This is a genomic window from Pseudomonas sp. LP_7_YM (genome assembly GCF_004364435.1).
Lineage (GTDB): Bacteria > Pseudomonadota > Gammaproteobacteria > Pseudomonadales > Pseudomonadaceae > Aquipseudomonas.
On the sequence record NZ_SOCT01000004.1, the window covers coordinates 392,008 to 411,217 of the forward strand.

Below are 19,210 nucleotides of genomic sequence, written 5' to 3' on the forward strand. Positions count from 1 at the left end.
CGTACCGGTTTCCCGCAGCAATGCGCTTACCCGCGATGGCGTCGGTACACCCGACCTATTTCTCGCACCGGCCATATCGCCTTCCTGAGCAGGCTCACGAATGCGCCCATGGGCGCAATGCAAACACCAAGGACGGACACCATGCATAACCCCTGCGCCGTCATCCCGGTTTACGATCACGAGCTGGCTGTGCCCGCCGTGGTTCAGGGGTTGCTGGACGCAGGCCTGGCCTGCGTTTTGGTCGATGATGCCAGCAGCCCGGCCTGCGCCGCTGTGCTCCAGACACTGGCCGGGCATGACCAGGTGTTTCTGGTTCAGCTGCCCGTGAACCAAGGTAAAGGCGGCGCGGTCGTGGCCGGCCTTCGCGAAGCCTCAAGGCTGGGATTCAGTCACGCGTTGCAAGTGGACGCCGATGGTCAGCACGATCTGAAAGACATAAAGGCTTTCCTCGACAGCTCTTTGGAATACCCGGCCGCGCTGATATGCGGCTATCCACAATACGACGCCAGCGTGCCAAAAGGCCGTCTGTACGCACGCTACCTGACCCACGTATGGGTCTGGATCAACAGCCTGTCGCTGCAGATTCCCGATTCGATGTGCGGCTTCCGGGTCTATCCACTCAAACCCGTGCTGCACCTGATCGAGAGCGTGAACCTGGGCAAGCGCATGGATTTCGACCCCGAAATCCTCGTGCGTCTGTCGTGGCGCAATCAGCCGATGCGCTGGTTGCCGACCAAAGTCCACTACCCGCAGGACGGCCTCTCGCATTTCCGTCTGTTTCACGACAACGCCCTGATCTCGAAAATGCACACCAAGCTGTTCTTCGGCATGCTCGCGCGCTTTCCGCTGATCCTCTGGCGACGGTGGTTGCCATGAGCGAGAGCGAACACAAACAGCACTGGGCTGAGCACCAAGAGCGCGGCAGTTTCCTGCTGATGAAGCTCACGGCCTGGGGCGTAAAAATCCTCGGCCGCCGCGTACTCAGTCCGGTTCTGCACGGCATCGTTCTGTACTTTTTCCTGTTCGGGCGCAGTGCCCGACACAGCGCCTGGCAATATCAGCAACGGCTGGCGGACTGGAGCCAGCGCCCAGGGCTGCGCCCCACCGGCTGGCGCGTGTTCAGGCAGTTCATGGCCTTCGCCGATGCACTTCTGGACAAGCTCGACGTGTGGGACGGCAAGCTGGGCCTGGACCAAATTGAAATCGTCGACGATGCGCTCCTGCGCGACCAGTTTCGCGGCGAGCGGGGGCAGATGCTGGTTGGTGCCCATTTGGGCAACCTTGAAGTCTGCCGGGCACTGGCCGAGCTGGGCGAGAAAGTCACGATGAACGTTCTGGTTCACACCAAACATGCCGAACGTTTCAACAGGCTGCTCGGTGAGGCCGGCGCCACCAATCTGCGGCTGGTACAGGTCAGCGAGCTGGACCCTGCAATCATGCTGCAACTGAGCCAGCGTCTTGATCGCGGCGAGTGGCTGGCGATTGCCGGGGACCGCGTCCCCCTGCATGGCGGGCGCAATGTAAGGGTCGATTTCCTCGGTCACTCGGCGGCATTCCCGCAGGGTCCATGGCTCTTGGCCGGCCTGCTGAAATGCCCCATCAACCTGATTTTCTGCCTTAAGGGCGCAGGCGGCTATCGGGTGATCCTGGAGCCGTTCGCTGCCGCCATCGAGTGGCGACGCAGCGATCGCCAGCAAGTGATCGCCCAATGGACCCAACGTTATGCCGACCGACTGGCGTACTACTGCCTGCAAGCGCCGCAGCAGTGGTTCAACTTCTACCCGTTCTGGAAATCCGATGACGAACCACGCACCTGAGCCGATCATCTTCGGCGAGCGCCACCTGAGCATCGAGGACCTCCTGGCGTTGTCTAACCGCCAACGTCCGACCGTGCTGCAAAGTGACAGCGAATATCGCCAGCGCATCGCCAAAGGTGCGCAATTCCTCGACTCGTTGCTGGACAGGGAAGGCGTCATCTATGGTGTGACCACCGGCTACGGCGATTCCTGCGTGGTGGCCGTGCCGTTGCAACACGTCGAAGCGTTACCCCGTCATCTGTACACCTTTCATGGCTGTGGCCTCGGCAAACTGCTGGACGCTCAGGCGACTCGTGCGGTACTGGCCGCGCGGCTGCGTTCGCTGTGTCACGGCGTGTCCGGGGTGCGCGTGGAACTGCTGGAGCGGCTGCACGCATTTCTCGAACACGACATCCTGCCGCTGATCCCGGAAGAGGGCTCCGTGGGGGCCAGCGGCGATCTGACGCCACTGTCCTATGTTGCAGCAACCCTGTCGGGTGAGCGCGAAGTGATGTTCAACGGCGAACGCCGACTGTCCGCAGACGTGCACCGCCAGCTGGGCTGGGCGCCATTGGTCCTGCGGCCCAAAGAAGCCCTGGCGTTGATGAACGGAACGGCAGTGATGACCGGTCTGGCGTGTCTTGCATTCGCCCGCGCCGACTACCTGCTGAAGCTGGCGACGCGTATAACCGCGCTGAACGTCGTGGCACTGCAAGGCAACCCGGAGCACTTCGACGAGCGCCTGTTCGCCGCCAAACCTCATCCCGGTCAAATGCAAGTCGCTGCGTGGTTACGGGAAGATTTGGCCATCGATGCACCGACTGCCCCCTTGCATCGTCTGCAGGACCGCTATTCCCTGCGCTGTGCTCCCCATGTGCTGGGCGTACTGGCGGACAGCCTGGGCTGGCTGCGCGGGTTCATCGAGATCGAATTCAACAGCGCCAACGACAACCCGATCATCGACGCCGAAGCAGAACGGGTGCTGCACGGCGGGCACTTCTACGGCGGGCACATCGCCTTCGCCATGGACAGCCTGAAAAACCTGATCGCCAACGTCGCCGACTTGCTGGATCGCCAATTGGCACTTCTGGTGGACGAACGCTACAACCACGGCCTGCCCAGCAACCTGTCGGGTTCGCCAGCTGAACGGGCGATGATCAATCATGGATTCAAGGCGGTGCAGATCGGCACCAGCGCATGGACCGCCGAAGCCCTGAAAAACACCATGCCCGCCAGCGTATTTTCCCGTTCCACCGAATGCCACAACCAGGACAAGGTGAGCATGGGCACCATCGCCGCGCGGGACGCCATTCGCGTTCTGGAACTGACTGAACAAGTCGCTGCCGCCACGCTGATCGCCGCCAACCAGGGCGTCTGGTTGCGCAGTCGCGATGCCCAGAGCCGACCGCTGCCCCCGGCGCTGGCCGCCATGCATGCAGAACTGGGCAAGGATTTCCCGCCCCTCATCGAGGATCGCGCGCTCGAAGGTGAATTGCGTTTATGCCTGCAGCGCATCGCCAGCCAACACTGGAGGCTGCATGCGCAGTAAAGGCGTTATCCACGAAGACACTGAAGTGCTGGTCCCGTTTTTCGACGTCGATACCATGCACGTGGTCTGGCACGGGCACTACGTGAAATACCTCGAAGTGGCGCGTTGCGCGCTGCTCGACAAGCTCGGTCACAACTACACCCAGATGCTTGACTCAGGTTACGGGTGGCCGGTCATCGACCTGCAACTGCGCTACGTGCGCGGCGCAGTGTTTGGCCAACGGATCAATGTACGTGCCAGCCTCGTGGAATGGGAAAACCGCCTGAAGATCGATTACCTGATCACTGACATTGACACAGGCGAGCGCCTCACGCGTGCCAGCACGGTACAGGTCGCAGTCGCCATCGAGAGCCGGGAAATGCAGCTGGTCTCCCCTTCAGTCTTCGTCGAAGCGGTTGAGAAGGCATTGAAATGCTGAGGCTCGTCTTTCTGATAACGGCAATGTCGCTGAGCGCTTTCGCCCACGCCTTCGACCTGCAACAGCTGAGCGATCAACTGGCCAGGCCGAGCGTGGTGCATGGCGCTTTCATTCAAGAGAAACACCTGCGTTCACTGCCTCAGCCGCTGACCAGCCAGGGCAACTTCGTACTGGCCAAGGATTTCGGCCTGCTGTGGCTGCTGGACACGCCGCTCAAACAGGATTACCGCATCACCTCCGCCGGCATAGCGCGCCGAAACATCGACGGTAGCTGGCAGATGATCCCTGGGAAAACCGCAGGCGCTGAGCAAAACAGGTTATTCCTGGCAGTACTGCAAGGCGACAGCAGCGGCCTGCAACGTGATTTCGAGTTGCAGCTGAGCGGCGACGCACAGGCTTGGCAGCTGACGTTGGTCCCGCGCTCGTTGATGCTTCAACAAGTGTTCAGGCAGATCAACATCAATGGCGGCGCTTTGGTACAGCGCATCGAACTGCAGGAAACCCAAGGCGACAGCACGCTGCTGAAGATGATTGACAGCACAGGCTCGCAGCCACTGAGCGATTCGGAGCACGCTGATTTTGTCCACTGAGCGCTTGCTGCCTCGCCTGTTCCTGATCATCCTGCTCGCGGTTCTCACGCTGGCGGGCTGGCAGTGGCGTTCAGGTGCGCCGCTATCGGCGAACCTCATGGAGCTGGTGCCCGGCAGCAGCCCGGATGCTCTGGAACTGCGCGCCGAGCAACGCATTCAGGAACCGCTGAATCGCGAGATGCTGGTGCTGGTTGGCCATGCGGATAAACAGCAGGCCATTGAGTTGGCGCATCGCATCAGCGATACGTGGCAAACCAGCGGGGTGTTCGAAAAGGTTCAGTGGAACTTGCAGGCCGATCTTCCTGCACTGCGTGAGCAGCTGTTGCAAGGGCGTCTGGCGATGCTGTCGAACAATGACCGGTCAGAACTGCTCGAACATCCCGAAGCTTTCATTCAAAAGCGCGTACAGAATCTGTTCGATCCCTTCGGCGGTTTCAGTCTGGTGCCGAGTCAGGATGACTGGCTCGGCCTGACCGGACGCATCCAGAACAGCCAGCCGGTGCAGGGTTCGGTACAGCTGGATATCGGCAGCGGGGCGCTGATCGCCAGCGCCGACGGCAAGAGCTGGGTGCTGCTCAGGGCGCGGACCAGAGCCGATGCCTTCGACATGAGCCTGCCCCTGAAAGTCTCGGCACTGCTGGATCAGGCTCGCGCTCAGGCGGCAACGTCTGAAGGCCAGCTGCTGGCGGCCAGTGGTCTGCTGTACGCCGCACATGGACAGCAGCAGGCCACCCGGGAAATCACCTGGGTCGGCGGCGGGGCGACGCTGGGCATTCTTCTGTTGCTGCTATTGGCGTTCAAGCGCTGGCGGGTGTTACTCGCCTTTGTGCCAGTCGTGGTCGGCATGCTGTTTGGCGCTACCGCATGCATCGCGCTGTTCGGCAAGATGCATGTCATGACGCTGGTCCTGGGGTCGAGTCTGATCGGAGTGGCGGTGGACTATCCATTGCATTACCTCTCCAAAGGCTGGAGCCTGAAACCATGGCACAGCTGGTCAGCGCTGCGCCTGACCTTGTCGGGCCTCAGCCTGAGCCTGCTCACCAGTTGCATTGGCTATCTGGCATTGGCCTGGACGCCTTTCCCGGCCCTGACCCAGATTGCCGTGTTCTCCGCAGCCGGTCTGATCGGCGCCTACCTGTGCGCAGTGTGTCTGCTGCCCGCCCTGCTCAATGGCGTAGATTTGCGTCCCGCGCAATGGCCGCTACGGTTGGCTGAGCAACTGATAGCCCTGCGTTCAAAATTGCTTATTCGCGTGGGCACCCCTGTTTTGCTGGTGCTGCTGCTAGCGTTCTGTGCGGCTGGCCTCTGGCAACTGACGACCAAAAACGACATCCGTCAATGGATTGCTGCACCACCGGAGCTTACTGACGAAGCCCATGCGGTGGCGCGTATCACAGGCTACCAGCCCACCAGTCAGTTCTTTCTGGTGCGCGGGGCCGATCAGCAACAGTTGCTTGAGCGCCAGGGCGCGCTCAGTCAGCGTCTCGATCAACTGGTCAAGCAGAACAAGCTGCAGGGCTATCTGTCGTTGAATCAGCTGGTGGCAACGCCTGGCGCGCAAGCCGCCACCCGCCAGGCACTTGCAGAACTGCCCGGGCATTGGCAACCACTGCTTGACCTGGGCGTACCGGTCGAAGCATTGAACAACGAACTTGTCAGCCTTCGCGCTCTGCCGGATCAAGACATCGACAGCGTGTTGGCCGGACCTCTGGGAGAGCCCTGGCGTTTGCTTTGGCTGGGCGCCGACAAGGAGGGCGCAGCCGGTATCGTCAGCTTGCAAGGTTTGAATGATGCAGCGCTGCTGCGCGCTCAGGCTCAGGACCTGCCCGGGGTGCAACTGGTGGATCGCCTGGGCGACCTGAATAAGGTATTTGCCGCCACGCAGGTCAGCGCTGCCGAACTGAAACTGCTGTCCTGTGTGCTGATTGTCCTGTTGCTGGTGCTGCCCTTCGGCTTGCGCGGCGCATTGCGGGTCGTCGCGCTGCCATTGCTGGCGGCCTTGTGCAGCCTGGCGAGCCTGGGATGGCTCGGTCAGCCGCTGACGCTGTTCAGTCTCTTCGGCCTGCTGCTGGTCACCGCCATCAGTGTCGATTACGCCATCCTCATGCGCGAGCAGATCGGTGGTGCAGCGGTGAGTCTGCTGGGCACATTGCTTGCTGCGGCGACCACCTGGCTTTCATTCGGACTACTGGCGATTTCCAGCACGCCTGCGGTGAGCAACTTCGGTCTGTCAGTGAGTCTCGGTTTGGCGTTCAGTTTCTTGCTCGCGCCTTGGGCGGGCAGCCAGGGGCATGCCGAAGACCCGCCTGCGAGCACACACGGGCAGGAGGCGTCGCCATGATGCTCGTCGTGTTCTGGATATCGGTGTTGTCACTGTTTGCGTTGGCAGCGCGCCTGGGTCGCCAACTGAACCTGATTCCAATCGTCAGCCAGCTACTTCTGGCAACCTTTGGCCTGCCTCTGCTGATGCTGTTCTGGGTCGAGCCGCACTGGCACCTGACTGGCGCGCAACTGGTTACGCCGGTCTGGTTGAAAACCCTCTACGGCCTGAGCTTCGCTGTGGTGCTGGGGCATATTCTCAGTGATGTGATCGACGTTCGACTGGATCGCCAGAGCCTGAAAGTGGCGCTGCCCAGTTTCGGCGTACCGTTCCTTTGCGGCGTCGCCTGCGCAATGTGGCTGCTGCCGCCTCAAGGCTGGCTCGGCTCATTGGCGACAGGGCTGGTGTTCGCGATCACCGCCATACCCGTGCTGTACCTGTATCTGCATCACATCGGTTATCCGCCCGAAGCGACACGACGACTGGTGCAGACCGCAATCCTCATCGACCTGACATGCTGGAGCCTGTTCGGCCTGGCGCAAGGTAGCCTGCAATGGAGCAGCCTCGCCCTGCCCCTGCTGGGCGCCTGCGTGCCGGTAGTGCTGCTCGCTTTGAAAGTGCGTCAGGCGCGGTTTTACGGTCTGATTTTTTTCGCGATGCTGATGCTCGCCGAACATTACAGAATCAACGCGCTGATCCTCGGGATTGGCTATCTGCTGTGCATGAACATGCTCAAGCAGCCTTTTGCTCTGCCTTTGAACGCCGCGTGGTTAAAGGCGCTGCAAGGGTATCTGGCAATCCCGCTGATCCTTACCTACGGCATCGTGCAGATCAATGTACACAGTGCCATGGGTGATCTGGGCAGGTTCAATCTGCTGATGCTGATCATCCTGCCCATTGCCAGCAAGCTGTTGGGAAACTGGATCGGCGTGCGCTGGGCGACCCCGTCATTTGCCGGTGCCGTGCGCTGGAAGGAAGCGTTGCTGCTGAACATTCGCGGACTGAGTGAAATCGTTTTCCTCAATCTGTTGCTGCAACAGGGTCTGGTCAGCCCAGCCGTGTATTTCGCGCTGATGACGATGAGTCTGATCGCCACCCTGCTGCCAGCCCTCGCGGGCATGAATCGCCCAACTTCCCCGCAAGACGCCAAAGCCGTCACACACTCGAAAAGGAAAACCTGTGCCCATAGCTGATAGGGAATGTCGTCAAATCGTCGTGATCGGTGCCGGTCCCGCCGGAGCCATCGCCGCCGCCCTGCTTAAACGCCACGGTCATGACGTGCTGATCATCGAACGCCAACAGTTTCCGCGCTTTTCCATCGGTGAAAGCCTGCTGTCGCACTGCCTGGACTTCGTCGAAGAAGCGGGCATGCTCGGTGCAGTCCAGGCGGCAGGCTTCCAACTGAAAAACGGCGCAGCCTTCGCTTGCGGTGAGCAGTACAGCGCTTTCGATTTCGGTGACACGTTCAGCAACGGCAAGCCCACCACCTTTCAAGTGCAACGCGCCGATTTCGACAAGCTGCTGGCCGACGAAGCGGTGCGTCAGGGCGTGGAAATCCGCTATCGGGAAACCCTCACCGCCGTCGACTTCGCAGGTGAGAATCCGGTGCTCGACGTGCAGCGCGAGGACGGCAGCCACTACAGCGTGCAGGCCGGGTTCATCCTCGACGCCAGCGGATATGGCCGCGTGCTGCCGCGTCTTCTGGACCTGGAAGCGCCGTCTGATTTTCCGCTGCGCCAAGCCGTGTTCACTCATGTCGAAGATCACATCGACGCGCCGGGCTTTGATCGCGAGAAGATTCTGGTCACCGTTCATCCGACGTTGCGGGATGTATGGTTCTGGTCGATCCCGTTCAGCAATGGCCGCTGCTCGGTAGGCGTGGTCGCCTCGCAGGAGCGTTTCAAGGACAAACCCGCTGATCTGGATGCGTGCCTGCATGCCTTCATCAATGAAACGCCAAGCCTGAGCCGGGTGTTGCAACATGCGGTCTGGGACACTCCGGCGCGTACCATCGGCGGCTATTCGGCCAATGTCAAAACCCTTCACGGCAAAGGTTTCGCGCTGTTGGGCAATGCGGCGGAATTTCTCGATCCGGTCTTCTCCTCGGGCGTAACGATCGCCATGCGCTCTGCGAGCATGGCTGCTGAAGTTCTGCATCGTCAGCTACAAGGCGAGAACGTTGACTGGGAAAGTGAGTTCGCCACACCCCTCAAGCGCGGTGTTGACACTTTTCGCGCCTACGTCGAGGGCTGGTACGAAGGCAGCTTCCAGGACGTCATTTTTTACCCCGGCCGCAGCGACGACATCGGCCGCATGATCAGCTCGATCCTTGCCGGATACGCCTGGGACGAGCGCAACCCTTTCGTGGCCGAGCCCAAGCGGCGTCTGCGCATGTTGGCCGAGATCTGTGCGAGCACCGGTTCATGAGCGAACAGTTCTATTCCGACAGCTATGTCGAAGAAACCCGGCTGGGGTTTGTATTCCTGCGCAGCCACACGTGGCAGCACCACGTCTTGCGTGTGGCTATCAACGACTTGCGCAGCCTGTTCAACGAGCAACCGCCCGAAAACCCGGTGATCCTCGATGCCGGTTGTGGTCAGGGAAAATCCTTCCAGTACCTGCACAAGGTCTTCGGTGCGGTGCAAATTCTTGGCGCCGATGCAGACCCGCTCAGCCTTCGGCTCAGTGCCCAGGAAGCCGAACGCCGTGGTCTGAATGTCGAGCTGATCGGCAGCGACTGCGCGGCATTGAAACTGGCCGATGCCAGCGTGGACATGGTTTTCTGCCACCAGACGTTCCATCATCTGGTCGAACAGGAAAAAGCCCTGACCGAGTTTTATCGCGTGCTCAAACCCGGCGGCTACCTGCTCTTCGCCGAGTCTACCGAGGCCTATATCGACACTTGGGTGATTCGCTGGTTTTTCCGTCATCCGATGCAGGTGCAGAAGAGCGCGTCGCAATACCTGGCCATGTTGCGCGAAGAGGGTTTTCAATTCGCTGCGCAGAACGTTTCCTACCCTTATCTGTGGTGGAGCCGAGCCAAGGATTTCGGCCTGCTGGAACGTTTCAAGCTGGTCCAACCCAAACCCTTTGGCGAACGTGAGGAGACGCTGGTCAACGTCGTCGCCCGCAAACCCTTACAGCCATCACTCGAAGGTGACACCCCATGACCCGCGCCCTTCTGCTGTTCTGCGTCGTTTTGTTGAGTGCCTGCACCAGTCACGCACCACTACCCGCACAAATTCCGCACATCAAATTTCCCAAACAGTTGCATGTCCAGCGCGAACAGGCAGGCCAGCGCCAGGACTGGCTGCTGGTGGTCCAGAAAGAACGTCACGGTCTGCGCTGGTCATTGATGGACCCGCTGGGTATCCCGCTGGCACGCCAGCAGTTGCAGGAGGATAGCTGGAAGGCTGATGGCCTGTTGCCGCCGAACCCCGAAGCCCGAGAGCTGTTCGCCGCAGTGCTGTTCGCGCTGACCTCCGATGACGAGGTGCGCTTCGACTACCCCGGCGCACAACTGCTGCCTCACGCACGCTCGCTGGAAGATCGCTGGCGCGTCGACTATGAGGCTGAAGGCGTCTTTCGCATCACCCTGGAAAGCGGTGAGCTGCACTACCTCGTCAGCCCGCTGGAAGGCAAGTCCAGGAAATGACCGCCTATCTCAATGCTCTGGGGTTGATCTGCGCGCTGGGCCATGACCGCTCCAGTGTCGCGCGGACGTTATTCGCTGGCGACACGTCGTGCATGCGTGCCGAAACCGGCTGGATTGCGGAGCGTTCGGTACCCGTGGCGGCCATCAAACATTCGCTGCCGGCAATACCGGCTGCCATGGCCCAGCAATCGAGCCGAAACAATCAGCTGTTGCTCGCTGCGGCGCTGCAGATCGAGCCTCAAATTCAGGAGGCGATCAGCCGATACGGCCGTGGGCGCATCGGCGTGATCCTCGGCACCAGCACGTCGGGGATCGACGAAGCCAGCCGTGGCATTGCGACGTACCTCAAGGACAACTCGTTTCCCGACGACTACGACTACCGCCAGCAGGAACTCAGCGCACCGGCGAACTTTCTGGCGACCTGGCTTGATTTGAGCGGCCCTGCCTACGTGATTTCAACGGCGTGCACCTCAAGCGCCCGCGCCCTGCTCAGCGCTCGCCGCCTGCTGGACATGAACCTGTGCGACGCGGTTTTGTGCGGGGGTGTGGACAGCCTGTGCAAACTGACGCTCAACGGTTTTTCATCGCTGGAAGCCGTTTCGGATGAGCGTTGCAATCCGTTTTCGATCAACCGTAATGGCATCAACATCGGTGAAGCGGCGGTGCTGTTTCTGATGACACGCCAGGCTTCAGGCAACCCAAGAATCGCCCTGCTCGGTGCAGGCTCCAGTTCGGACGCTCATCACATTTCTGCTCCCGACCCCACAGGCCTGGGCGCACAGCAAGCGATGCAGAAAGCACTGGATAACGCGCAGCTACACCCACGCGATATCGGTTATCTCAATCTGCATGGCACGGCAACCACGCACAATGATTCAATGGAGTGCGTGGCCGTCGATACCCTCTTCCCTGATGGCGTCCCCTGCTCTTCCACCAAGCCCATGAGCGGTCACACGCTGGGCGCTGCCGGTGCACTGGAAGCGGCATTCTGCTGGCTGGCGGTGTCGCCTGAAAACCGTGCGAACCAGTTGCCGCCTCATGTATGGGATGAACAGGCCGATACAGCCCTGCCCACGCTGGCCTGGGTCAAACAGGGTGACACGCTGCACCCCACCGCACCGCGCCGTCTGATGAGCAACTCGTTTGCCTTTGGAGGCAATAACGTCAGCCTGATCATCGGAGAGCAAGCATGAATGCCACGGTTTACCCGGGCTGGCCCGTTGCAGAACTGCTCCCCCACGCGGGTGACATGATTCTCATCGACGAGGTCACGGAGTTCGATGAAGAACAGATCCGCACCCGGATCAGCGTGCGCCCTGGGGGCTTGTTCAATCGCGCCGATGGAAGTCTGCCTGCGTGGGTTGGCATCGAACTCATGGCACAGAGTGTGGCCGCCTATGCCGGATGCCAGGCACGCATGAAAAGCGAGCCCGTCGAACTGGGGTTTCTGCTGGGCACGCGCAAATTCGAATGCAATGTCGATCACTTTCCAGCGGGATGTGAACTGAACATACACGCCCTGCGCTCATTGCAGGACGAGAGCGGCATGGGCGTGTTCGAATGCCACTTGCGTGGTCCCGGTATTCAAGCCAGTGCGCGGCTGAACGTTTATCGTCCGCCTCAAGCGGCGGGTTATCTGGCCGAAGGAGCCGACAATGACTGATTCAATCCTGGTCACCGGTTCCAGCCGAGGCATCGGCCGCGCCATCGCCCTGCGCCTGGCCCGGGCCGGTTACGACATCGTGCTGCATTGCCGCAGCGGTCGGGCAGAAGCTGCAACCGTGCAAGCGCAAATCCAGGCGCTGGGCAGGCAAGCGCGGGTGCTGCAATTCGATGTGGCCGAACGCGCCGACTGCAAAGCGATCCTTGAAGCGGATGTGGAGACTCATGGTGCTTATTACGGCGTGGTCTGCAACGCCGGTCTGACCCGCGACGGTGCTTTCCCTGCATTGACCGATGACGATTGGGACATGGTCATGCGCACCAATCTGGATGGTTTCTACAACGTGCTGCACCCGGTCATGATGCCCATGATCCGTCGCCGCGCCGCCGGACGCATTGTCTGCATTACCTCGGTTTCCGGCCTGATCGGTAATCGCGGGCAGGTCAATTACAGCGCCTCCAAAGCGGGCGTGATTGGCGCCGCGAAGGCGTTGGCCATCGAACTGGGCAAGCGCAAAATCACCGTCAACTGTGTGGCACCGGGTTTGATCGACACTGCGATGCTCGATGAAAACGTGCCGGTCGATGAACTGCTGAAGATGATTCCCGCGCAACGCATGGGCACCCCGGAAGAGGTTGCTGCGGCGGTGAACTTCCTGATGTCGGCAGAAGCTTCGTACATTACCCGTCAGGTGCTGGCAGTCAACGGAGGCTTGTGCTGATGAGGCGTGTCGTCGTCACCGGCATGGCCGGCATTACCTCATTGGGCAACGACTGGGCGAGCATCGAGGCCCATTTCAGCGCCAACCGCAGCGGCATCCGGCGCATGGACGAGTGGGATCGTTTTGTCGAGTTGAACACTCGTCTGGCGGGCCCTATCGATGATTTTGCCGTGCCCTCTCACTGGACCCGCAAACAACTGCGCAGCATGGGGCGAGTCTCGCGCCTGGCGGTTGCCGCATCGGAACAAGCGCTGCTGGACGCAGGGCTGCTGGGCGACCCGATCATTCGCGACGGACGCATGGGCGTTGCGTGCGGCTCATCCACCGGTAGCACCGACGAGATCAAGGCGTTCGGCAACATGCTGCTCAACTCGGTAGCCGAAGGGCTTAACGCCAACTCCTACGTGCGCATGATGCCGCATACCACTGCAGCGAATATCAGCATCTTCTTCAACCTCACCGGGCGCCTGATTCCGACGTCGAGCGCCTGTACAAGCGGCAGTCAGGGCGTGGGTTATGCCTACGAGGCGATCAAGTTCGGACGCCTGCCGCTCATGCTTGCCGGCGGTGCCGAAGAGTTGTGCCCGACCGAGGCGATGGTGTTCGACGCACTGTACGCCACCAGCCTGAAAAACGATGCGCCGCATACCAGCCCGCGTCCTTATGACAGTGGCCGTGACGGTCTGGTGATCGGCGAAGGCGGTGGCATGCTGGTGCTTGAGGAGCTGGAGCATGCGCTGGCACGCGGGGCGAACATTCACGCTGAAGTCGTCGGCTTCGGCAGCAACGCGGACGGCGTGCATACGACACGCCCCGAGCAGGTAACCATGCGCCGTGCCATGGAGCTGGCGCTGGAAGACGCGGGTCTGACGCCGGATGCGATCGGTTATGTCAACGGCCATGGCACCGCTACCGAACAAGGCGATATCGCTGAAACCCTGGCAACGCAGAGCCTGTTCGGTTCGCGCATGCCCATCAGCTCGCAGAAAAGCTTTCTGGGTCACACGCTCGGCGCGTGTGGCGCACTGGAGTCATGGTTCAGCATCGAAATGATGAACAGCGACCGCTATATCCACACCTTCAATCTGGACGAAGTGGACAGCCGCTGCGGCGAACTCGACTACTTGCGGGGAGAACCGCGACAGATGAGCCATGAGTTTGTGATGAACAACAACTTTGCCTTCGGCGGAGTCAACACCTCGTTGATCTTCCGTCGCTGGCCATGACCCCTGCCTCAACCCGCTGGAGAAATACAATGCGTGCCCTGCTTAGCACATCCCTGGTCGTCCTGGCCCTGTTGTCCGTCACGGCCTGTAGCAGCAAGCCGCTGGTCACGCCAGACCGTACGCTACCCACCACTCTGCACCCCGACCAGGCAGAGATGAAACAGGCGATCCTGACCACGTTGGTCAAACGCAAATGGGAAGTCCAGCGCGTCAGCCCTGAGCTGATCCAGGCGCAAATTACCGTGCGCGGGCAGTACCACGCCGAAATCGACATCCCATACACCACCGATCATTACCAGATCAACTACCGCGACAGCCGCGATCTGGACTATCAGGACGGCAAGATCCATAAGAACTACAACCGCTGGGTGCGCCTGCTGGACAAAGGCATCCTGCGTGAATTGCGCGATGATCAGGCTGAAACCACCGCCAGGAACATGGCAAACGGCGTATTGCCTCAGAGCGTGACCCAATCCGCGCAGTAACTGTTTATCACCTCAAGGAGCGAAACCATGAAACTGAAAGTCTTGGCCACCACGGCCGCTATCCTGTTGGGCATATTGCCGGGGATCAGTCAGGCACGCGACACGGCGCTGTACCTGCCGTTCGACAAAGTCGTCGCACAGATGGTGCAGGAGAAGAAGCTGGACGGCACAGTGAAGTTCTATCTGGCCGGCGTTACCCCCAAAGGTAAAGTATCGGTGCTGTCGCCGAATTCGGTGACCAACAAGAAAACCAATGCTTTCAACAAAACTGACAACGAGGCCTGCGAGTGGGCACTGCAATCGGCAATCCTTCAGCTCAATGAAGCGGCCAAAAGTGCAGGCGCCAACGCAGTCGTGAACATCGCCAGCTTCTACAAGAAGATCGAACGCAAGGACCCTGCGACCTATGAGTGTCACGCTGGCGCTGTGTTGGCAGGTGTGGCGTTGAAGGGTGATCTTGCGAAGGTGCGGTGAAACGCTCCTGTGAGCTGACGCCCACTTCGTCACCCACAGATGCTCGCTCCCCTTCTGGGGGAGCGGGCTTGCTGGCGAAAGTCGGTACGGCTCGGAGAAATCCGGAAGCGTGACCTCAGCCTTCGTGAGCAACTCAACCCGCAGTACTCAACCCGACACCCTGATCATTACCCCGCCTTTCGCGTCACCAGTTCGATGAACGCTTTGGCCATGGGCGATTTCTGATCCTTGCGCTGCACCAGCCATACAGCTGAAGTCGCCTCAGGGTCCAGCAGTGTGCGATAGACCACTCCGTCGATGCGCATGCGTTGATAGGACGCTGGCAACACGGTCACCCCCAGGCCCGCCGCCACCAGACCGATAATGGTCATAGCTTCCCCTGCCTCTTGAGCGAACAGCGGACTGAACCCCGCGTCCCGCGCCAGGTTCAACAGTTGTGCGTACAAGCCGCTGCCATAACTCCGAGGAAAAAACACGAAAGGCTCACCGGCCAGTTCCTCAAGGTAAATCCCCCGTTCGTTGCCTTCAGCCAGTGGATGATCGGAACGCAAGATCGCTACCAACGGCTCGCGTAGCAATTCAACCGCAACCAGTGAGTCAGGCAACGGCAGAGGGCGCATGATGCCGACCTGCATCGATTCCTCCTCCAGCCGCTCGGCAACTTCCCTGCTGCTCATCTCCTGCAGAGCCAGATGCACGTCCGGGTGACGCTGACGAAAGGCAAAAATGGCTTGCGGGATACTGGAGGTGAACGGCGCAGACGCGGTGAACCCGATTTTCAATTCGCCCAATTCACCGAGCTGCGCACGACGAGCCACGTCTGAAGCCTTTTCAACTTGGGCCAGCACCAATCGCGCCTCATCAAGAAACAGCCGCCCGGCCTCACTCAGCGCTACACGTCGGTTAGTGCGCTCGAACAAACGCGCGCCCAATTCGCTTTCCAGGGCTTGAATCTGCTGGCTCAGAGGCGGCTGGGAAATACCGAGGGTCTGGGCAGCACGACCGAAATGCAGCTCTTCGGCCACCGCAATGAAGTAGCGCAAATGACGTAATTCCATGAACCCTCCATTAGGTCGTAAAAGCTATCAAACAGGTCGAATAATATATTGGAGGAAAACGTTAGGGGGCTATATGCTTTTTTTCATTGCCGCATCGCCCGCTTCGAGGTCCCTTGTGAATACTGCTGCATCTCCCGCCACGTCTGCGTCTGAAATCAACGTCGCCATCCCGCTGGGTGATACCTATATCGAGAAAGACACGCCGGCTTTCATTCGTACAGTTCTTGCACTGTTTTCAGGCGGCTTCGCTACTTTTTCCCTGCTCTACTGCGTGCAACCCATGATGCCGGTGCTGTCCCGTGAGTTTTCCATCAACGCGGCCCAGAGCAGCCTGATCCTCTCCGTGGCTACCGCGATGCTGGCGATCGGTCTGCTGATTACCGGGCCAATCTCCGATCGCCTGGGACGCAAATCGGTGATGGTGTTTTCATTGTTCTCGGCAGCGCTGTTCACCATCGCCAGTGCGTTCATGCCGAGTTGGGAAGGCGTACTGGTGACACGTGCATTCGTTGGACTGTCGCTGAGCGGGCTGGCCGCGGTGGCCATGACTTACCTGAGCGAAGAGATCCATCCACAACACATTGGTCTGGCGATGGGCCTTTATATCGGTGGCAACGCTATCGGTGGGATGAGCGGTCGTTTGATCACCGGTGTACTCAGTGACTACGTCAGTTGGCATACGGCGCTGTCGATCATGGGCCTCATATCCCTGGCCAGCGCCTGTGTGTTCTGGAAAATACTCCCGCCATCACGCAACTTCAGCGCTCGCCCGCTCAACGCCCGCAGTCTGCTGGAAGGGTTTGTTCTGCAGTTCCGCGATGCCGGTTTGCCGTGGCTGTTTCTGGAAGGCTTCCTGCTGATGGGGGCTTTCGTGACCCTGTTCAACTACATCGGCTATCGCCTGTTGGCCGACCCATACAACCTGAGCCAGGCGGTGGTCGGGCTGTTCTCGGTGGTGTACCTGTCTGGCATCTACAGCTCGGCGAAGGTCGGTGCGCTGGCGGATAAACTAGGCCGCCGCAACGTGCTGTGGGCGGTGATCGTGTTAATGCTTGCTGGCCTTGCGCTGACCCTGTTCAGCCCACTGGCTGTGGTGCTCATCGGCGTGATCATGTTCACCTTCGGCTTCTTTGGCGCGCATTCGGTAGCCAGTAGCTGGATTGGCCGTCGCGCTGTCAAAGCCAAAGGCCAGGCTGCCTCGTTGTACCTGTTCAGCTATTACGTGGGCTCCAGCATCGCCGGCACCGGCGGTGGATTTTTCTGGCATTACGCAGGCTGGAACGGCATCGGGATGTTCATCGGCGTGTTGCTGCTGCTGGCACTGGGCGCAGCGTTGAAACTGGCGCGAGTGCCGCCGTTAGCGGCGAATGTGCAGGTTTGAGCTAGGCAGCCGCAGATACCTAGGTGGGAGCGGATGGGTTCTCGAGCGGGTAGTCAATCCAAACAAAATGCCCAGCACTGGCCGGGCGTTTCGTTTCTGCTTATCAGCGGTTACTGGTGATACTGCGCTGACATTTCATGCACGGCATTGATGAATGCACCCGCGTTGGCCGGGTCGACTTCAGGGGTGATGCCATGGCCGAGGTTGAAGACGTGGCCAGTGCCGCTGCCGTAGCTTTTGAGGATGTTGGAAACTTCCTGACGGATCGCCTGGGGGTTGGCGTAGAGCACGGTCGGGTCCATATTGCCTTGCAGGGCGACTTTGCTGCCCACACGACGGCGTGCCTCGCCAATGTCGCAGGTCCAGTCCAGTCCCAAGGCGTCGGCACCGGCGTCGGCGATGCTTTCCAGCCACATGCCACCGCCCTTGGTGAACAGGATCACGGGCACTTTACGGCCATCGTGCTCACGAATCAGGCCATTGACGATCTTGCGCATGTAAGCCAGGGAAAACTCCTGATACGCCGCCGCCGAGAGGCTACCGCCCCAACTGTCGAAAATCTGTACGGCTTGTGCGCCTGCCAGGATCTGGCCGTTGAGGTAAGCCGTGACCGACTGCGCCAGCTTGTCCAGCAACAGGTGCATGGCATGCGGGTTGTCATAGAGCATGGCTTTGGATTTGCGGAAGTCTTTGGATGAGCCGCCCTCGACCATGTAAGTCGCCAGAGTCCACGGGCTGCCGGCGAAACCGATCAGCGGCACACGGCCATTCAGTTCACGGCGAATGGTACTGACCGCGTCCATGACATAGCCCAGGTCCTTCTGCGGATCAGGGATCGGCAACGCTTCGATGTCGGCCAAGGTACTGACGGTTTTCTTGAAACGCGGGCCTTCGCCAGTTTCGAAATACAGGCCAAGGCCCATTGCATCGGGGACGGTCAGGATGTCGGAAAACAGGATCGCAGCGTCCAGCGGATAACGCTCGAGCGGCTGCATCGTGACTTCACAGGCAAAAGCAGGGTTCTTGCACAGACTCATGAAGTCACCGGCCTTGGCGCGGCTTGCGCGGTATTCCGGCAGGTAGCGACCGGCTTGACGCATCATCCATACGGGAGTGACGTCTACAGGCTGCTTGAGCAGGGCGCGAAGGAAACGGTCGTTCTTCAGGGCAGTCATGTCGGCATCCGGAAAAAAAGTGCGGGCATTTTCTCAGACACCAACATAAAAGGCACGGTCGGTGCCGTGCCTTTTATTTTATCGAGCCAATAGCAACAGTCTTAGCGACCACTGCCGCCAGCGCTACGCATGACCGCCTGTAACTGATCGACAGTGACAGGCGCCGTTACCTTTACTTTGGGCTGGGGCCAAAGCGGTTAGGACCCGGCGTGCTATCCGTAGCCAGAAAAACCAGATTAGCGATAGGCACCAGCAACCACCATCCACTGCGGTCAGTGTCGTGGAGCCTGCGTACGCCAACCGCTATGCCCGGGACCAACAGGACAAGACTGTAGAGATTGGAAATGTACTGTGGCCAACCCATCAGGCCTTCAACGACGCCGATGGCAATAGACACCAGAAAGTTGATCAGAAAGAACATCCAATATTCTTTTCTGCGCGCTCTTGCGTTGAACACCGCATATTTCTTCAGGACATCGAAATACCCTATTCCACCCGCTGCCGCTGAAGAAGGTGCGTGCAACGACGCTGCCCCCACTTCATAAACGGAATGCTGGGCCGCACCACAATGTGGACAGGTGGCTACTTCACCGACGTCTTTACCGCAACCATGACAAAATGCCATTTCACTCTTCCCTGGTTAATTGACAACTGGACCGATTAAACCAGCAGCAACACGGCAGCCAGCGCAATGCCGGC

20 protein-coding genes are annotated in these 19,210 nt (G+C 60.0%); 17 read left to right on the forward strand and 3 right to left on the reverse strand.

What is annotated here, in order from left to right; all coding sequences use genetic code 11:
- The first annotated feature begins 141 nt into the window (after positions 1-141).
- From EC915_RS13410 to EC915_RS13485, 16 genes are read left to right on the forward strand one after another with little or no spacing between them, the layout of a single operon-like run.
- Positions 142-876: a glycosyltransferase family 2 protein gene (locus EC915_RS13410; RefSeq protein WP_133751016.1), complete on the forward strand. Its 735-nt coding sequence runs from the start codon at positions 142-144 to the stop codon at positions 874-876.
- Positions 873-1,817, forward strand: coding sequence for a glycosyl transferase (locus tag EC915_RS13415; protein WP_133751017.1), 945 nt, complete (start codon positions 873-875; stop codon positions 1,815-1,817). Before EC915_RS13410 ends, EC915_RS13415 begins: the two co-directional genes overlap by 4 nt.
- Positions 1,798-3,345 (forward strand): histidine ammonia-lyase, encoded by a 1,548-nt coding sequence (gene hutH, locus EC915_RS13420; RefSeq protein WP_133751018.1) that lies wholly within the window; start codon positions 1,798-1,800, stop codon positions 3,343-3,345. Before EC915_RS13415 ends, hutH begins: the two co-directional genes overlap by 20 nt.
- Positions 3,335-3,763 carry a thioesterase family protein gene (locus tag EC915_RS13425; protein ID WP_133751019.1) on the forward strand — a complete coding sequence of 143 codons (429 nt, stop codon included), beginning with the start codon at positions 3,335-3,337 and terminating at the stop codon, positions 3,761-3,763. The genes hutH and EC915_RS13425 overlap by 11 nt, the downstream gene beginning before the upstream one ends.
- Entirely contained in the window at positions 3,757-4,353 is a 597-nt protein-coding gene (locus tag EC915_RS13430; RefSeq protein ID WP_133751020.1) for an outer membrane lipoprotein carrier protein LolA, read from the forward strand. Before EC915_RS13425 ends, EC915_RS13430 begins: the two co-directional genes overlap by 7 nt.
- Positions 4,337-6,694, forward strand: coding sequence for an MMPL family transporter (locus tag EC915_RS13435; protein ID WP_133751021.1), 2,358 nt, complete (start codon positions 4,337-4,339; stop codon positions 6,692-6,694). The genes EC915_RS13430 and EC915_RS13435 overlap by 17 nt, the downstream gene beginning before the upstream one ends.
- Positions 6,691-7,866 carry a sodium:proton antiporter gene (locus EC915_RS13440; RefSeq protein WP_133751022.1) on the forward strand — a complete coding sequence of 392 codons (1,176 nt, stop codon included), beginning with the start codon at positions 6,691-6,693 and terminating at the stop codon, positions 7,864-7,866. Before EC915_RS13435 ends, EC915_RS13440 begins: the two co-directional genes overlap by 4 nt.
- Positions 7,853-9,100, forward strand: a complete 1,248-nt coding sequence (locus tag EC915_RS13445; RefSeq protein ID WP_133751023.1) for an NAD(P)/FAD-dependent oxidoreductase — start codon at positions 7,853-7,855, stop codon at positions 9,098-9,100. Before EC915_RS13440 ends, EC915_RS13445 begins: the two co-directional genes overlap by 14 nt.
- The gene (locus tag EC915_RS13450) at positions 9,097-9,843 is read left to right on the forward strand and encodes a class I SAM-dependent methyltransferase (RefSeq protein WP_133751024.1); all 747 of its coding nucleotides are present in this window, start codon (positions 9,097-9,099) and stop codon (positions 9,841-9,843) included. The genes EC915_RS13445 and EC915_RS13450 overlap by 4 nt, the downstream gene beginning before the upstream one ends.
- Positions 9,840-10,328 (forward strand): hypothetical protein, encoded by a 489-nt coding sequence (locus tag EC915_RS13455; protein ID WP_133751025.1) that lies wholly within the window; start codon positions 9,840-9,842, stop codon positions 10,326-10,328. Before EC915_RS13450 ends, EC915_RS13455 begins: the two co-directional genes overlap by 4 nt.
- Entirely contained in the window at positions 10,325-11,521 is a 1,197-nt protein-coding gene (locus EC915_RS13460; RefSeq protein WP_133751026.1) for a beta-ketoacyl-[acyl-carrier-protein] synthase family protein, read from the forward strand. The genes EC915_RS13455 and EC915_RS13460 overlap by 4 nt, the downstream gene beginning before the upstream one ends.
- Entirely contained in the window at positions 11,518-11,991 is a 474-nt protein-coding gene (locus EC915_RS13465) for a hotdog family protein (protein WP_133751027.1), read from the forward strand. The genes EC915_RS13460 and EC915_RS13465 overlap by 4 nt, the downstream gene beginning before the upstream one ends.
- Positions 11,984-12,712 carry a 3-oxoacyl-ACP reductase FabG gene (fabG, locus tag EC915_RS13470; RefSeq protein ID WP_133751028.1) on the forward strand — a complete coding sequence of 243 codons (729 nt, stop codon included), beginning with the start codon at positions 11,984-11,986 and terminating at the stop codon, positions 12,710-12,712. The genes EC915_RS13465 and fabG overlap by 8 nt, the downstream gene beginning before the upstream one ends.
- A complete protein-coding gene (locus tag EC915_RS13475; RefSeq protein ID WP_133751029.1) occupies positions 12,712-13,938 on the forward strand; it encodes a beta-ketoacyl-ACP synthase in 1,227 nt (408 codons plus the stop codon). The genes fabG and EC915_RS13475 overlap by 1 nt, the downstream gene beginning before the upstream one ends.
- A gap of 29 nt (positions 13,939-13,967) precedes the next feature.
- The gene (locus tag EC915_RS13480; protein WP_133751030.1) at positions 13,968-14,423 is read left to right on the forward strand and encodes a hypothetical protein; all 456 of its coding nucleotides are present in this window, start codon (positions 13,968-13,970) and stop codon (positions 14,421-14,423) included.
- A gap of 27 nt (positions 14,424-14,450) precedes the next feature.
- Positions 14,451-14,897 carry an excinuclease gene (locus tag EC915_RS13485; RefSeq protein WP_133751031.1) on the forward strand — a complete coding sequence of 149 codons (447 nt, stop codon included), beginning with the start codon at positions 14,451-14,453 and terminating at the stop codon, positions 14,895-14,897.
- A gap of 167 nt (positions 14,898-15,064) precedes the next feature.
- On the opposite strand, the gene EC915_RS13490 is transcribed toward EC915_RS13485, so the two are convergent.
- Positions 15,065-15,955 (reverse strand): LysR family transcriptional regulator, encoded by an 891-nt coding sequence (locus EC915_RS13490; RefSeq protein ID WP_133751032.1) that lies wholly within the window; start codon positions 15,953-15,955, stop codon positions 15,065-15,067.
- A 115-nt stretch (positions 15,956-16,070) separates the two neighbouring features.
- On the opposite strand from EC915_RS13490, the gene EC915_RS13495 reads away from it, so the two are divergent.
- Positions 16,071-17,336 (forward strand): MFS transporter, encoded by a 1,266-nt coding sequence (locus EC915_RS13495; RefSeq protein WP_256658727.1) that lies wholly within the window; start codon positions 16,071-16,073, stop codon positions 17,334-17,336.
- Positions 17,337-17,446: 110 nt separating this feature from the next.
- Here EC915_RS13495 and hemE read toward each other — a convergent pair whose 3' ends face one another.
- Positions 17,447-18,511, reverse strand: coding sequence for a uroporphyrinogen decarboxylase (hemE, locus tag EC915_RS13500; RefSeq protein ID WP_133751034.1), 1,065 nt, complete (start codon positions 18,509-18,511; stop codon positions 17,447-17,449).
- A gap of 172 nt (positions 18,512-18,683) precedes the next feature.
- Entirely contained in the window at positions 18,684-19,136 is a 453-nt protein-coding gene (locus EC915_RS13505; protein WP_133751035.1) for a DUF805 domain-containing protein, read from the reverse strand.
- Between the last annotated feature and the right edge of the window lie 74 nt (positions 19,137-19,210).